13 protein-coding genes and 1 pseudogene are annotated in these 13,956 nt (G+C 67.3%); 8 read left to right on the top strand and 6 right to left on the bottom strand.

The window, feature by feature from the left end; translation table 11 throughout:
• Positions 1-193 precede the first annotated feature (193 nt).
• Positions 194-1,078, top strand: a complete 885-nt coding sequence (locus IF67_RS0134940; RefSeq protein ID WP_051818939.1) for a SigB/SigF/SigG family RNA polymerase sigma factor — start codon at positions 194-196, stop codon at positions 1,076-1,078.
• A gap of 211 nt (positions 1,079-1,289) precedes the next feature.
• Here IF67_RS0134940 and IF67_RS0134935 read toward each other — a convergent pair whose 3' ends face one another.
• Both IF67_RS0134935 and IF67_RS40905 read right to left on the bottom strand, forming a co-directional pair.
• Positions 1,290-1,625, bottom strand: coding sequence for an STAS domain-containing protein (locus IF67_RS0134935; RefSeq protein ID WP_030992581.1), 336 nt, complete (start codon positions 1,623-1,625; stop codon positions 1,290-1,292).
• A gap of 135 nt (positions 1,626-1,760) precedes the next feature.
• Positions 1,761-2,552 (bottom strand): TetR/AcrR family transcriptional regulator C-terminal domain-containing protein, encoded by a 792-nt coding sequence (locus IF67_RS40905; protein WP_234341543.1) that lies wholly within the window; start codon positions 2,550-2,552, stop codon positions 1,761-1,763.
• 777 nt (positions 2,553-3,329) lie between these two features.
• On the opposite strand from IF67_RS40905, the gene IF67_RS44035 reads away from it, so the two are divergent.
• Positions 3,330-3,779, top strand: coding sequence for a pyridoxamine 5'-phosphate oxidase family protein (locus IF67_RS44035; protein ID WP_051818937.1), 450 nt, complete (start codon positions 3,330-3,332; stop codon positions 3,777-3,779).
• Between the two features lie 551 nt (positions 3,780-4,330).
• Entirely contained in the window at positions 4,331-5,284 is a 954-nt protein-coding gene (locus IF67_RS0134920; RefSeq protein WP_030992576.1) for a GNAT family N-acetyltransferase, read from the top strand.
• Positions 5,285-5,358: 74 nt separating this feature from the next.
• Here IF67_RS0134920 and IF67_RS46075 read toward each other — a convergent pair.
• The 3 genes and pseudogenes from IF67_RS46075 to IF67_RS0134910 all read right to left on the bottom strand — a co-directional run.
• Positions 5,359-5,484: pseudogene (locus IF67_RS46075) on the bottom strand (IS630 family transposase); the annotation flags it as partial.
• A gap of 127 nt (positions 5,485-5,611) precedes the next feature.
• The gene (locus IF67_RS0134915) at positions 5,612-6,103 is read right to left on the bottom strand and encodes a hypothetical protein (protein WP_037840236.1); all 492 of its coding nucleotides are present in this window, start codon (positions 6,101-6,103) and stop codon (positions 5,612-5,614) included.
• Between the two features lie 86 nt (positions 6,104-6,189).
• Positions 6,190-6,513, bottom strand: a complete 324-nt coding sequence (locus IF67_RS0134910) for a hypothetical protein (RefSeq protein WP_030992573.1) — start codon at positions 6,511-6,513, stop codon at positions 6,190-6,192.
• Positions 6,514-7,865: 1,352 nt separating this feature from the next.
• Here IF67_RS0134910 and IF67_RS0134905 point away from each other — a divergent pair.
• From IF67_RS0134905 to IF67_RS42400, 3 genes are all read left to right on the top strand, one after another.
• On the top strand, positions 7,866-8,168 hold the full coding sequence (locus tag IF67_RS0134905) for a hypothetical protein (RefSeq protein ID WP_030992572.1): 303 nt from the start codon (positions 7,866-7,868) through the stop codon (positions 8,166-8,168).
• Positions 8,169-8,415: 247 nt separating this feature from the next.
• A complete protein-coding gene (locus IF67_RS0134900; RefSeq protein WP_324608902.1) occupies positions 8,416-9,342 on the top strand; it encodes an immunity 49 family protein in 927 nt (308 codons plus the stop codon).
• 262 nt (positions 9,343-9,604) lie between these two features.
• Positions 9,605-10,024, top strand: a complete 420-nt coding sequence (locus IF67_RS42400; RefSeq protein WP_078889812.1) for a hypothetical protein — start codon at positions 9,605-9,607, stop codon at positions 10,022-10,024.
• 289 nt (positions 10,025-10,313) lie between these two features.
• On the opposite strand, the gene IF67_RS0134890 is transcribed toward IF67_RS42400, so the two are convergent.
• A complete protein-coding gene (locus IF67_RS0134890) occupies positions 10,314-11,024 on the bottom strand; it encodes a haloacid dehalogenase type II (RefSeq protein ID WP_030992566.1) in 711 nt (236 codons plus the stop codon).
• A gap of 768 nt (positions 11,025-11,792) precedes the next feature.
• Between IF67_RS0134890 and IF67_RS0134880 the strand changes: the two genes are divergently transcribed.
• Both IF67_RS0134880 and IF67_RS0134875 read left to right on the top strand, forming a co-directional pair.
• Positions 11,793-12,869: a serine/threonine-protein kinase gene (locus tag IF67_RS0134880; RefSeq protein WP_030992564.1), complete on the top strand. Its 1,077-nt coding sequence runs from the start codon at positions 11,793-11,795 to the stop codon at positions 12,867-12,869.
• A gap of 158 nt (positions 12,870-13,027) precedes the next feature.
• Positions 13,028-13,801, top strand: coding sequence for a class I SAM-dependent methyltransferase (locus IF67_RS0134875; RefSeq protein WP_030992562.1), 774 nt, complete (start codon positions 13,028-13,030; stop codon positions 13,799-13,801).
• The last annotated feature ends 155 nt before the right edge of the window (positions 13,802-13,956 follow it).

The following is a 13,956-nucleotide window of genomic DNA, read 5'->3' as shown; positions in this document are numbered from 1 at the left end:
CCCTCCGACCTCGATCTTCCCGTCCACTGGGCCTCTGACCTGCATAGCTGTCAGGCTTTCACGGCGAGCCGGTCACCGAAAAGCCGTCGCCATAGTTGCCTCACGGAAATAATTGCCTCATGGCAGTTTTGCGTGTGGTCATCGGGTAGGTGAGGGCGTGACGGCATGACGGGGAGATCAGGGAGGAGCAGCCATGGCAATGGCAGCGGCGCAGGCCCGCATTTCGGTGAACCGCTCGGACAAGGACGCCGCACATGAGGCTGCTCGGTCGTCTGTGCCGCAGGTGGAGGAGGCGCAGCGCGTCGCCCCGCAGGACGCACGTCGCCTGTCGAAGGTGTTCTTCGAGCGGCTGTCCGACCTGGAGGAAGGCACGCCCGAGTACCAGTACGCGCGCAACACGCTCATCGAAATGAACCTGTCTCTGGTGCGCTATGTCGCGCGCCGTTTCCGCAGCCGCGGACAAGAGATGGAAGACATCATCCAGGTGGGCACGATCGGTCTGATCAAGGCCATCGATCGCTTCGATGTGTCGCTGGAGAACGAGTTCACCACCTTCGCCATCCCCTACATCACCGGTGAGATCAAGCGGTTCTTCCGTGACACGACCTGGTCCGTGCACGTCCCGCGGCGTCTACAGGAGCTGCGCGTGGACCTTGCCCGCGCCCGAGAAGTACTTGAAGGGCGGGGCAACCCCGAGCCGTCCGTCGCCGAACTCGCAGCCCAGCTGGGGCTGGGCGAGGACGAGGTTATCGAGGGGCTCGTCGCCTGCAATGGTTACGACGCCGGTTCCATCGACCGGCCCATAGAAGCCGGCGGCAGCAAGCAGCAGACCGGACTCGTCGCCGACCTGATCGGCAACGAAGACCCCGCCCTCGCACTGGCCGAGGACCTCCAGGCCCTCAAACCGCACCTGGCCCAGCTGAATCAGCGGGAGCGCACTCTCCTCGAGCTCCGCTTCGGCTCGGAGATGACACAGACCGAGATCGGCGAGGAAATGGGCCTGTCCCAAATGCACGTCTCCCGCCTCCTCACCCGCACCTACGCCACCCTGCGCGAAAGCCTCCTCGCCGAGGCATGACCGACTGACTCTTGTGTGCGAACCAGCTGGTTGGCCGGGCAAACGCCCGGCCAACGCGCTGCTTTGGGGTGGTGGTCGAGGTAGGTAGGCGTTGAGGGTGGCTCGCGGATGCGGTCTGCCGTGTCAGCTATAGCGAGATCACCGTGCGGGCCAGAGGAAGACGCCCGCGAGCGCCGCCGTCCGACCGCAGACCCGCCGCATGCCGGCTCCGCTACTCCCCGATGCTCGCCACGACGTCGAGACCGGCATGCCGCAAGGTGCGCTGAATGGCACGGCGGGCCCCGTGGACTGTGACGGAGACAGTTTCCGGCGCACGGGTGACCGCGCGGAGCAGGGCATAGGCGCACGCGAGGTCGATCCGCTGCACGCCGCTCATGTCCCATACCCAGGTGCCTGCCTGCCGCAGGCGCCGGTCGCTGAGGAGCTCTTCCAGCTCAGGCAGAGCGTGCGCGTCCAGGACACCGGCGAACGTCAGGACAGCATGCTGCTCATCAGCCTCGGTGAACGCTACAGGTGCGCGCTCCGGCTGAGCGGACTGAGGGGGCATGGATGCCACGGCGACCTCCTAGCTAGTAGCACGTCGCGAACGTGCCTCCATGTTCTCAACGGACGGTGCAGATGGCCCGCTGGTCGACCGTGGCTCGGCCGTGCGAGGTCGGCCTGCGGGGGTATGCGGGAACTTTCATGGCCCAGGCTCCGCCGCAGCAGCCTTCCGGGAGGGGAAGGAAGGTGAAGGAGAAGGTGCAGTTCTCGACGTTGGTGCTGGTGTTCCATCGGTGGGACTGTCCGTAGTCGCACTCGATGCCGCTCCCGGGACGGTTTCACCCGAGTGGAAGGTCTGCGCTCCCTCCCGGAGTCCTGTCGTGAGCATCCGGAGTCCGAACGCGAATCTGGCGTCGAAGTCGAGCAGGGCCAGCAGTGGGCTTCGAGCCAGATGCGGGTAGTCCTCGGCGGAGAGCGTCGCTTGCACTCCCTCCACGTCCACCTCGGTGCGCCCTTGCTGTTCCAGTGCCTCGCCCAGGACGTAGGAGAAGACCGTGGTGATGGCCCATACCGCGGCCGCTCCGGTGAAACCCGCTTCCTTCATGGCAGCCAGCAGGGAGTCGGCGACCGTCAACGTGGGCTGCCGGGTGGTGTAAGCGCCGCCTACGATGCGGGCTCCGTCGCGTTGGTCGAGCATGGCAGCCCGCAGCCGTCCGGCCAGCACGCTGACGCGGGTCTCCCAGTTCGCCTCGGGGAGCGGGCCGAGTACGGAGGCCAGTACCGCGTCGGCCATCGCGTCCACCAGCGCGTCCTTGTCCTGGAACAGCCGGTACAGGGCGGGCGGCTGGGTCCCCAGTGCGTCGGACAGGCGCCGCATGGTCAGTGACTCCAGACCACCGAGGTTGACCAGGGCCAACGCGGCGTCCACCACGGTGTCCGGCCGGATCGGGCTCTTGCGCGTACCGGCTCCGCTGCTTTCCTGCATTGACATGTTAACGACGTTATCACTAGCGTCACTCCATTGCTGTTAACGCCGTTACTGATGCATAGGCAGCCCACGAGGAGCCCGTCGGAAGGAGGAGGAATGGCGACCAGGACCGTTCCCGCCGCCGCTGAACCACAGGCCCCGGAGACCGAGCGGCAGGAAACCTCGGTGATGGTGCGGCAGCTCCGCTGGGAGGCCGTCGGAGTGGTCTCCGTGCTGCTGGCCCGGCCGCACGGCGGGCGACTGCCCGCCTGGCAGCCCGGCGCCCACGTGGAGCTGGTACTGCCCACCGGCATCGTCCGGCAGTACTCGCTGTGCGGCTCTCCCGACGACCTGTCCGGGTACCGCGTGGCGGTGCGGCACCAGCCCGCGAGCCGTGGGGATCGGAGTACGTGCACTCCTTCCTGCGGCCCGGTCAGCCACTGCGGATCCGCGGCCCCCGCAACCACTTCCGCTTCGAGCCGGCCGACTCGTACCTGTTCATCGCGGGCGGCATCGGCATCACCCCGATCCTGCCGATGGTGCGTCAGGCTGCCGCCTCAGGTGCGAGGTGGAGCCTCGTCTGCGGTGGGCGGTCCGCAGCCTCCATGGCGTTCCGCAATGAGCTGGCACCCCACCGCGACGCCGTCCGCCCCTACCCCTGGGACGAGTCCGGGCGCATCCCGCTGGCTCCGCTGCTGGGGCAGACCCACCCAGGCACGGCCGTCTACGCCTGCGGCCTATGGGACCTCCACGGCCCTGCCCCCCAAAGACACCGCCGCCGACGCCTACCGCGCCATCGGCATGGCGCGCGTCCGGGAGATCCTCGGATACCCGGAGCCCTTCATCGCGGAGAAGAAGGAGCCGTTCCTCGGCGATTTCATGCGCCGCTTCATCGCCCACAGCACCTTCTTCTGCCTCGACACCGCCGACGACAGCGGGGCCGTGGACGCCAGCCCCAAAGGAGACCCGCCGGGCGCGGTCCGGGTACTGGACCCATGGACCCTGGCCGTCCCCGACCGTCCGGGCAACCGCACCGCTGACACCTTTGAGAACATCACCCGCAACCCGGCCGTGGGCATGGTCTTCTTCGTCCCCGGCGTACGGGAGACGGTCCGGGTGAACGGCGACGCGTTCCTCACCGACGACCCCGGCCTGCTGGAGCAACTCGGAGCAGAGGACAAGCCCGCTGGCGCGACGATCTGGATGTCGCGTCCGCGTTGGCGACGTCCATCCTCAGCTACGCCTTGGTGATCACGGTTTCGATCCTGTGCTTCCGAGCCTCCGGAAAGAATTTGGTGACCACTTCGACGCCCGCCCGCCAGCTGTAGACGGGGGGCGGGCTGCTGTCGCCAGGACGCGTCGATGCCCCACCCTGGGCCAGGGCCAAAACCGCAGCCTTCGAAGTGTTCCAGCACAGCCTCGGAAGTGTGCTGGTGGACGGAGCGTCGGCTGGTGTGATCACGGCGTTGACGTCGTCCTGGACAGGTCCCTTCACCGGGCTGATCCCGCACTGCTGCACCAAGTTGGTGACCGCACTGCGGTGTGTGAGGGGCTTCGCCCGGAGAAGCCCAAGCCGAGGCCCAGCGGTGCCATAGCAGGCAACGTTCGCCCTGTAGGTCGTGACGCGTGTCGGCCGATGTCCGCAGTCGGCCGGCGCGTAATCGAGGGACACGGCTGCCCGGCCTGCCGTCGGCTCCGCCGCCACGACGATGCGCTTCGTGCGTTGTGCTGTTGACTGCCGCGGTCGGCGTCCCCGGAAAACGGTTCGACGGCTTTGCGGTGTCCTGACACAGTGACGCACTATGCCGACCTTCGAGCTTGTGACCGCCGCGGACGTACAGCTCATGCAGGGTCTGGCGCAGCGTGTCACCGCCACCCGCCCGGACCTGGTGAACAGCGACGCGACATTCGGCGAGCTGGCCTGGAACTGGGGCAAGGGGCACGCCGGCGACGGCGCAAGCTGGCCGCGTCGGCTGTGGTTCTCCGGCGGGACTCTGGCGGCGTGGAGCTGGGCGTATCTTCCGCACCAGGTGAGGCGGAGCGACGGGTCGGTGAAGGACGTCACCGGCGCCTATCTGGCGTATCAGGTCCATCCCGACCACGCCGGGCTGGTCGACGAGGTGATCGACTGGTACGACGGTGTTGCGGCGGGCATCGAGCGTACGGTGATGCCGAGCGCCGCCGATGAGTTCGCCCTGAAACGATGGGCGGCGCACGGCTATGTGACCGACCCCGCCTCGCTCGGCGACGCCGGGTCCTGGACCCAGCTCAACGAGCGGGACCTCACCGACGTCGAACAACCGGTACTGCCAGACGGATTCCGGTTCCGCACCGCCGACGAGGCCGGGCCGAAGGCCGCGGTCCAGGCTCATCTGGACGCCTGGGCTCCGTCGACGTACACGGCCGAGGGCTACCAGGGCGTCCGGAAGACGGCGCCATACCGCGGCGACCTGCACATCCTGGTGGAGGCGCCGGACGGAACGATGGCGTCCTCGACGATCATGTGGCTCGACGAAGCGAACAGGACTGCCGAGTTCGAGCCGGTCGGGACGCATCCGGACTACCGGCGTCTGGGGCTGGGAAGGGCGATGCTTCTGCACGGGATGCATCGGGCGCGGGCGGCCGGGGCCACTCACGTGACGGTCGCCTGTCTGGGTGCGCCGGGGCATCCCCAGGCGCGCGGGCTGTACTACAGCGTCGGGTTCCGAGAGTTCACACGGGACGTGCCGCTCATCAAAACCAGGACCGCGGGCTGAGGACTGGTCGTTCGGGTGTCGCTGGTCGGCCAGGTTGGCTCAGGCGACGGGCGACGGGCGACGGGCGACGACCTGACGTAGCGGGTGTGGTCGGCGTCGTGGTTTCGCCAAATGATGTAGCGGCGGATCATGCTGTCTTGCTCTGTATGGCTGCGGTGGTCGGTGCGGTCCAGGGCGAAGTGGCGCAGCGCGGTGAACTGGACTCGGGCAGCACAGTCCCCTCGCGAACGCCGAACGCCGAACGGCCCGTCCGTCTCGGCGACACAACATTGCCGCCACTGCTCGTGAACATTCCCCAGCAGGTCGATGGCCAACTACTGCTGAATCTCATCGACAAACGCCGTCACTGGAGGCGAACGAAGCCACACGATCGGCTTCCACATCGAACCCGAGCACCGGATGACCGCAATCGCCCTCCGCATCCATCAGCACCGGCTTGCCCAGCCGCCGACCGATGTCCCGCAGAAAACGGCAGAAGACGTCGAGCCGCTCCTGTCCCTGAAGCTGACGCAGATCCACGTCGAAGTCGATTTCCTCCGCCGCATGAAAACGGAAGATCGCCAGCACCTCAGTAGATGGCCAGACCCGCAGCTCAGAGAACTCTGCGTCGGCCGGGCGGGAGAGCACGGTCTCCGCCCTCGGCACCGGCAGCACCGTCTCGCCCTCCGAGTACTGGCACTTCCAGCCGCGCTCACCCACGAGATCGAGGAGTGCCTGCCAGTCCCCCACCGAGGCATCCGGGACACGCACGTCCGGCAGCGAACCCATCAGATCAGGATCGAAGAAGTACGCAACGTCATCCCACAGCAGATCAGACACCCCGCCATACTGCCTGGCACCCCATCCCGACGCAGCCCGATTTCCTTGACGCATCGGTGACGGTGGGCAACAGCAGCCGCTCGCTGTCAGTGGAACGTGTGGCTGCCGTCGGGCTCGCCCACGTTGCGGAAGTCGGGTTCGCGCTCGTCCGGCGCCAGGGAGAACTTGGCGCCGTGGTAGCCGGCGTGCTTGCTGGACCGCTGGCAGGCCACGTCGGCGCGGGCGGTGGCGCGTTCGGCCGGTGTGGGTTCGTCCGTCTTCCAGCGCTCGCTGATGGCGGCGGCCATGGGCTCGGGGTAGTCGAAGCCCGCCTTCGCCATGCAGGTCGTGGTGTCGGGCATGCCGCGGTTGCCGAAGTGCGCCTCCCGGTCGCCCGGCGCCAAGGAGAAGCGCTCACCACCGGTGAACACGCACTCAGTGATCTGGTGACGAACGCGCTCGACCACGTCTCAAGCCGGGGCGCGGGATCGCCACCCGCCACGAGAAGACGGACAACCGTCTACTTGGCCGGCGTGCACGTCGCGGGCATCTTCCTCTGGCCTGCCAGGTGTTCCCAGTGAAACCGCCTGGATGCTGATGCTGGTGACAGCGCCGATATCGCCATGACCGGTATGACCGGCAACGATGGTCTGTCGCCAGGGAACCGAGCGGGGAACCAGGGGCCACAGCAGGGCTCAGAGCTCCATCGAGAAGCGCCAACACCATGTACCCGTGGCGCGCGTTCGAGGCCCGGTGGCGGACAGCATTGGCTGACCTGCGATGGTGTGCGTCGGACTCTGAGCCGAGCACCGGTCCCGCCCGCCACTACGACCGGGGAGGCTGGCTGGCTCAGTTCACTGGCCACATACTTGTGGTCTGTCCTCGATGCGGCGGCTGCGCACTCGTCCTTCCCCGGCCCGGCCTCCCTGAGCGCAAATACGTCTATGAGCTGTTGTTCCAGCCACGCCGCCTGGCCTGCCGAGGGTGTGGTGCCGTCGCTGATTGGGAAGCAGAAGTTCGGGGTGCCGGGCTGGCCGCAGTGGCTCCGGGCGGTACAGAGGATCCGTTCTTCCGAAGGCCGCTGTGGCTACAGACGCGCTGTGTCGGCCGGATCCTGTGGGCCTACAACGAAGAGCACGTCAACGAACTGTCGGCCTATGTCGGCGCCGCTTTGCGCGAGCACGGGGCGAGTCCGAAGCGGGCGATGCTCACGCGGCTGCCACGGTGGATGAACAGGTCTGACAACCGCTCTGATGTCCTGGTCGGCCTGGAGACGCTGCGCGGTCTGGCCCAGCGGTCGGCTCCCGCCGATCGGTCCGATGCCGCACATGAGCGTGGTGACCGCCCTCGGCCCTATCGGGCCCTTTACTTCCGGGGCGGTCCGTACGAGAGCACATCCTGAAGCACTGCTCGCAGCCCTTCGTCGATGACGACGATGGTGACGGTGGCTCGATCAGTTCGCTGGATCGTTGACGGATGTCCCATCGCAGGTGATCTGGTCTGTGGACTGAGCCGTGGCTGTGGCTGTGGCTGTGGCAAACCTGAGCCCCTGATCAGTTGAGAGACCGGGGGCCGGGAATCTCGGTTGTTCTGCACCCGGGCGCGCGGATGGCGGACCGTGTCTCAGCCGAGCTGCCCCGTCTCCCTCTCGAACTGCCACCCACCTGGGGCGGGCTGGTCCGCCTTGTTCTGTCGGTGGACGGCGGCGGGTAGGTACTTTTCCCCGGAGGGGTGAGTACGCGACCTGATGTGTTCCCCTTCCGCTGCTGCTGGAGTGGGCAGCATGGTCATTGATGACGTCCAGCCCCGTATGCATGCCACCTGGTGGAAGGCGCCTTTGGTCGCGTCGCTTCCTGGTCTGCCCGCACTTGTGTGGGAGTACATGACGTTCCGGGCCGACGGCTATACCAGCGGGATCGAGATGGCGATCGTGATCGCCATGGTGCTGCTTGCCGGCTCCTGGCTCCTCCCCCACCGCCGTTCCGTGCGCGGCCTGCGCATGGCTGCCGCGGGCACCGCGCTCGGCCTGGCAATGCTCCCTCTGCTCTACGCCATCCTGCTCGGGGCGGCCATGGCCTCGGGATGAGCCTCCGCCGGCTGGTTCACCGGCGACGTGTGGAGGCCGTCGTTGTCGCCGGGCAGGAGTCGTCCCGGACGCGTTCGAGCACCTGGTCCGCCTCTCGCCAGGTGCTCGAACCAACTGGGCTCCCTGAACTTGAGTTTCGACTTCTGCCTGGTTCTCTAGCCGCGCGGAGCTGCTCGTTGCGGCTACCAGCCCCGGGTGGCACGTCTGGGCAGCTGCGGTGTCAGTGGCGGCTGCCAGAATGAAGCTCATGACCATCAAGGATGTCGCCCGGCACGACGTGAGTGAGCAGCGGATCGAGCAAGCACTTGCAGATATCGGGCGGCGGGCCCACAGCCGCTGGCACACGATGCAATACGACTGCTACTCCGATGGGAGGTTGCAGGGATTGCGCGACGAACTCCTCGACCACATAGCCGCCCGCACGGTGGCGGATCCCGGGCCCGGCACCGCCCCGTCGCACATCGTCCTGCGCACCGCGGCCGAGTGCGCCGTTGGACTCCTGAGCCTGGGCTGCTATCCGAACGGCGACCAAGAGATCTCCTTCACTCTCATCGGCGAGAAGCTCAGCAGCGACGACTATGACTTCGAAGCAGTGGTGGAACAGGCGGCCACCGCGAGGACCTGGCTGGACGCATTCGCGTTGTCTGTGATCAGCGGCATGGTCTGGGAACAGGGCCTGGTCATCGGGCTGATGCTGCGCGACGACTATGCGCCTGACATCCGTAACGGTGTGCCGCACTCCAAGCTGGAATCGAAGTCGGACCCGGGCGAGCTGGCGGAGATGGACGCCTTGTGCGGCTATCTCACCCAGGCCGAAGGGCATCTGCCCCGGCACTGGCCGTCGGTAACGCTGTGCAAGCCGACCGCCGACGAACGTGCCGAGGCGACGCGGCAGCTGGATGCCCTTGACGCGCTGACGCCAGATCAGCGCCTGCTGCGCGTGCTGTTGGAGGACGACCAGTCGGCTTTCGAACAGGCCCTGGGGCAGCGCCTCGTCCAGCACCGGGAGAACGCCCCCGCCGATGCGGCGCCCCGCAGCCTCCTGCCGCAGAAGACCATCGCACTGGCCGCGCTGGCAGTCCAAGTACACGACTGGGACTTGCGCGTCCAATCTGCCTACCTGCCGCAGGCGTTGCTGAGTGCCCCGGAAGGCGCGCCGTCGGTCAGTGGCTGAACCGGTGCCCTCGCCACTGTCTCGAGCGCCGTCTCAGGATGAGTCCTGACCGCCGACCGACTGGTTCGGGTAGTCATGTCACTGTTTCGATCAGCAAGGTGCAGGCGCGAAGCCGCATCTGTCATCTCTCGGGTTCGTCTGTCGCCTCTCGGGTTCGTCTGTCGCCTCTCGGGTTCGTCTGTCGCCTCTCGGGTTCGTCTGTGTCACCTCCCGGGCTACCTCACCTCCCGGGCTACCTCACCTCCCGGGCTACCGTGATCAGGTGGACTCCGAGGCCAGAACCTTCCCTCCCCACCCCATCCGGGGTGTCCAGGCTGTGTATGCACGTCAGAGCAGTTGTCCCGCCGATTTCGCGCTGGTCACCGTGGACTTCGAGCCCTGGGAGGAGGGCATCACGTTCCAGGTGGCCGCCGATCTGGACATACCCGAGCGCGATCGATCTGCTTTCGCCCAGGCGGACATAGCCACCTTCCAAACCGCTGTCGATCGGGGAGTCCGCGAAGAGCTGGCTGAGCTGGGCGTCGGAACCACTGTGGCGGTATCGGTGGTACTGCGCAGCATGCGTCTCCACATCACGGATTCTCACCCCAATGCCTTTCAAGCGGTCGGACACGTCGCAGTACGCAATGCCCTCGCTCTGGCCTACGGGCCGTCCCCCGGCCCCCGGCGTCGTCGCGCATGACCACTCGCTGCTGTCCCACCGGTCCCACCTGGAGCGTCACCGCCAGGGCGCTGGCCGACATCACGGGGGCGCCAACAGTGTCACGGAGAAGGCTGCCTTCATAGCCAACCAGTGCCGGTGACGTGTCGCACCTCCTCGGCTGCTTCCCCGGTCCGGCGTCGCGCCGTACGAGCTCCGCCCCGAGAGCTACGGGTGCAACTGCAACGGAGTGTCCCACTTCGGCTGCTACCGCCTGCCGTGCCCTGCCGGCCGTCCCGCTTCCCTCGGGACGTCCTGTGGCCGGCCTTGGTCAACCCGTCGCTCCCAGTGCGCGGGCCAGGCCGATCACATCGTCGGCGACGAGGTCGACCCCAGCGGGTGGATCGACGCGCTCGGCGTCCGGCCCCCACTCCAGTGGGCGTGGGATATAGGCGGTGCGCAGCCCGGCCTCGGCGGCGGCTTCGAGGTCGTCGGGGTGGCAGGCCACCATGAGGAGCCGTCTCGGCTCCACCTCGAGCAGCTCGGCGGCCATGCGGTAGACACGGGGGTCGGGCTTGTAGGACTTGGCCAGCTCGGCCGACAGGATGCAGTCGAACCGCAGCCCTGCCTGCTTGGTGAGGCCTGCGAGCAGGCCCACACCCCCGTTGGACAGCGTCGCGGTGATCACACGGGTGTGGTGGAGCATTTCCAGACCGGCTGCGGCGTCGGGCCAGGGACGCAGACGGTGCCAGGCCTGCACGAGCGCCTCCCGTTCGGCCTCGCCGAGGTCATCGAGGCCGTGCTCGGCCACGACGTCATCGAGCATGAGCCGGTGCAGATCGTCCAGCGGCCGCCAGGGCAGCTCTCCCCCCAGGACCCGCTCCAGCACCGGGCGGTAGCGACGTCGCCAGGCATCGGCGACAGCGGGCCAGTCGGCATCCAGTCCGGCCCGACCGCCGATATCGGCCAGCTCACCGGTCACGCTGGAGCGCCAGTCGGTCATCGTCCCGAAAACATCGAACACGGCGGCATCAACGTCCATACGGCATACCCGTCCCTTCAACTCGTGCTGCTGCGCGCTGACTTGGTGCGCTGCCGATCATGCCGCACCTTGCCTTTCCGTGTGCGTGGTGAGGAGCGTTCCGGTGCAACAGCGAAACGACGACGCACGTGGGAAAGGGCGTTCCGGTGCAACAGCGGCGACAGTGCGCGTGGAACGCAGAGCCCGGCGCCGAGCTCACCTCTGGGTATCGCGGCAAATGCCGTGTCCGCCTTCCTCCTTCCTCGGCGTCTCGCTTTCGAGGCGCAGTAGCAGACAGTGGTCTGGCTGGGATTCCGCTCGGGTGTCTCGGTCGGCGGGCGTCGACGTTGCGCCTCGCAATGCGCCCCTGGGGGTGACGGCATGACGGCTGACGCATACCTGGTGCCCCGCTGCGACGCCGAAAACCCCGCCGAGGCCGACGGCAGCTGCGGCTCTGAGGGCAGGTGGCAGGTCCGGGTCGAGAACCACACCGAACTCTGACAACTGCTCGCGACCAGGGGCCGGCACCGCCCCCGGCCGGGTCGCGACATCTGCCCCAACTCCTGGAAGGGCGGCCGGTGATGACTCCTCTCATTTCGTCGTCGATCTTCACGTAGAGTGCGGACAGGAGGGTGTTCAGGTCTGTCATCACACACGGATCTTGGGCGCCCTCTGCCCGCTCCGGAGGCCAAACCGCAGAGCCACGCGTCGTTGCGCTCGGCGGGACTGCGCAGCGATTGCAGAATTGAGGTCGGCACCAAGGTGGAGGCCGCAGTGAAGTGTCCTGACATGTCGCGCGGTGCGCGTCTGACCGCCCATAGTGCCGTCTCCACATCCCTGGCCCTGTGCAGTGATCGCGCCCTGCGCGAACTCGTGGACACGGCCGTGCCGATCGGGTCCGGCATCGGTGGGAAGTCGGCCCTGCTGGAGGTCGCCGGAACCCCGGTCTTCGTGAAACGGGTGCCCCTCACCGATCCGGAGAGGCACCCTGAGCACGCCCGGTCCACGGCGAATCTGTTCGAGCTGCCCGTCTTCTGCCATTACGGCATCGGGACCATCGGCGGCCCGGGCTGGGGGGCCTGGCGAGAGCTCGCCGTGCACACCATGACGACGAACTGGGTGCTCGCGGCGGAATACGAGGGCTTCCCTCTGATGTACCACTGGCGCGTGCTGCCGGACTCAACGCCCCTGCCCGAAGAACTGGCCGACCTCGAACGGGCCGTCGCCTACTGGGGCAGGGGATCTCAGGTGCGTCGCCGGATCGAGGCTCTCCAGCAGTCTTCGGCGAGCGTCGCGCTGTTCCTGGAGTACATTCCGCAGAACCTGCACCAATGGCTGGACACCCAGGTCGGAGCAGGAGACCAGACCGCTGACCGAGCCTGCGCCATGGTGGAGAGGGACCTGGCAGCCGGCACCTCGTTCATGAACAGCCGCGGGCTCCTGCACTTCGACGCGCACTTCGAGAACATCCTGACCGACGGCCGGCGCCTCTACTTCGCGGACTACGGCCTCGCTATGTCCTCCGGGTTCGAGCTGTCGCAGGACGAGGCCGATTTCTTCGACCGGCATCAGACCTACGACCGCTGCTACACCGCCACGTATCTGGTGAACTGGCTGGTCACCGCTCTGTACGGATACCGGAGGGAAGACCGGGAGGGCCGCTACGCGCTGGTACGCGGCTACGCAGAGGGCAAGCGCCCCGCAGGAATCCCAGAGGTGGCCGCGGCGATCCTCGCCCGGCACGCGCCGATCGCCGCAGTGATGTCCGACTTCAATCTCAAGTTCCAGCGCCAGAGCAGGCAGACCCCATACCCGGTGGAGGAGATCCATCAGCTTGGCGGGATGTACGGCTCCTCCCTTTGCTGACGGTCGGACGCCTGGAGGTCGGCACTCGACTTGGATCAGTCACCCTACGTCGCCCTCCAGCAGCACCCACGGGCACGACGCCGGCCCGACCACGCGCGCATGCAACATCAACCCGCACAACAGCTCGGACCATGGAACTACTCCTCTAAGCTGCGACGATGGACCGAGTAACCGATGTGCCCGAGACTCTCGCGCAGCCTGTTGATCCGGCCCGGGTGAATGACTACGACAGCTTCGCCGAGGCGTACTCGGCGGACAACGAGAACAACCTCGTGAACGCCTACTACGCGCGGCCCGCGATGTTAGCCCTCGCCGGAGACGTGGCCGGCCACCGGGTCCTGGACGCCGGCTGCGGATCGGGCCCCCTGTCCGCTGCACTACGCGACCGCGGCGCCGACGTCACCGGCATCGACGCCAGCGCCCGGATGCTGGCACTGGCCAGGCGGCGGCTCGGGGACGACGCAGCCCTGCACATGGCCGACCTGAGCGACCCCCTGCCGTTCGCCGACGGAGCGTTCGACGACGTGGTCGCGTCACTGGTACTGCACTACCTGGAGGACTGGGGGCCCACGCTGGCCGAGTTGCGGCGAGTGCTCAGGCCCGGCGGCCAGCTGATCGCGTCGGTGGACCACCCTTTCGTGGCCTACACAATCCAGGATCCCCGGCCCGACTACTTTGCGACCGCCAGCTATACCTTCGACTGGACATTCGGCGGGCAGACCGTCCCGATGAAGTTCTGGCGCAAGCCATTGCACGCGATGACCGAGGCCTTCACCACCGCCGGCTTCCGGCTTTCCGTCATCAGCGAACCGCAGCCCGACCCGGCCGCCCGCCAACTGTTCCCCGACGACTTCCGCGGCCTTTCGACCAAACCCTGCTTCCTGTTCTTCGTCGTCGAGGTACCGCCGTCGGCTACCGGCTCGGACGACTAGCCAGTCGCTACCCGCTCATCCTCGTTGATGCGCACCAGGACACCTCGTCGACCGCTCTAGCTGTATTGCCCTGTGAGGTTGGGGACGCGGCTGGCGGGTGGTTTGCCTGCGAGCGCGGTGTGTCCGCGGTGGTGATTGTAGGTATGCAGCCATTG

Source organism: Streptomyces sp. NRRL S-1813, from assembly GCF_000719605.1.
In the GTDB taxonomy this organism is placed as follows: domain Bacteria; phylum Actinomycetota; class Actinomycetes; order Streptomycetales; family Streptomycetaceae; genus Streptomyces; species Streptomyces decoyicus.
Note: the sequence above shows the minus strand (reverse complement) of the source record. Positions and strands in the feature narration are given on the sequence as shown.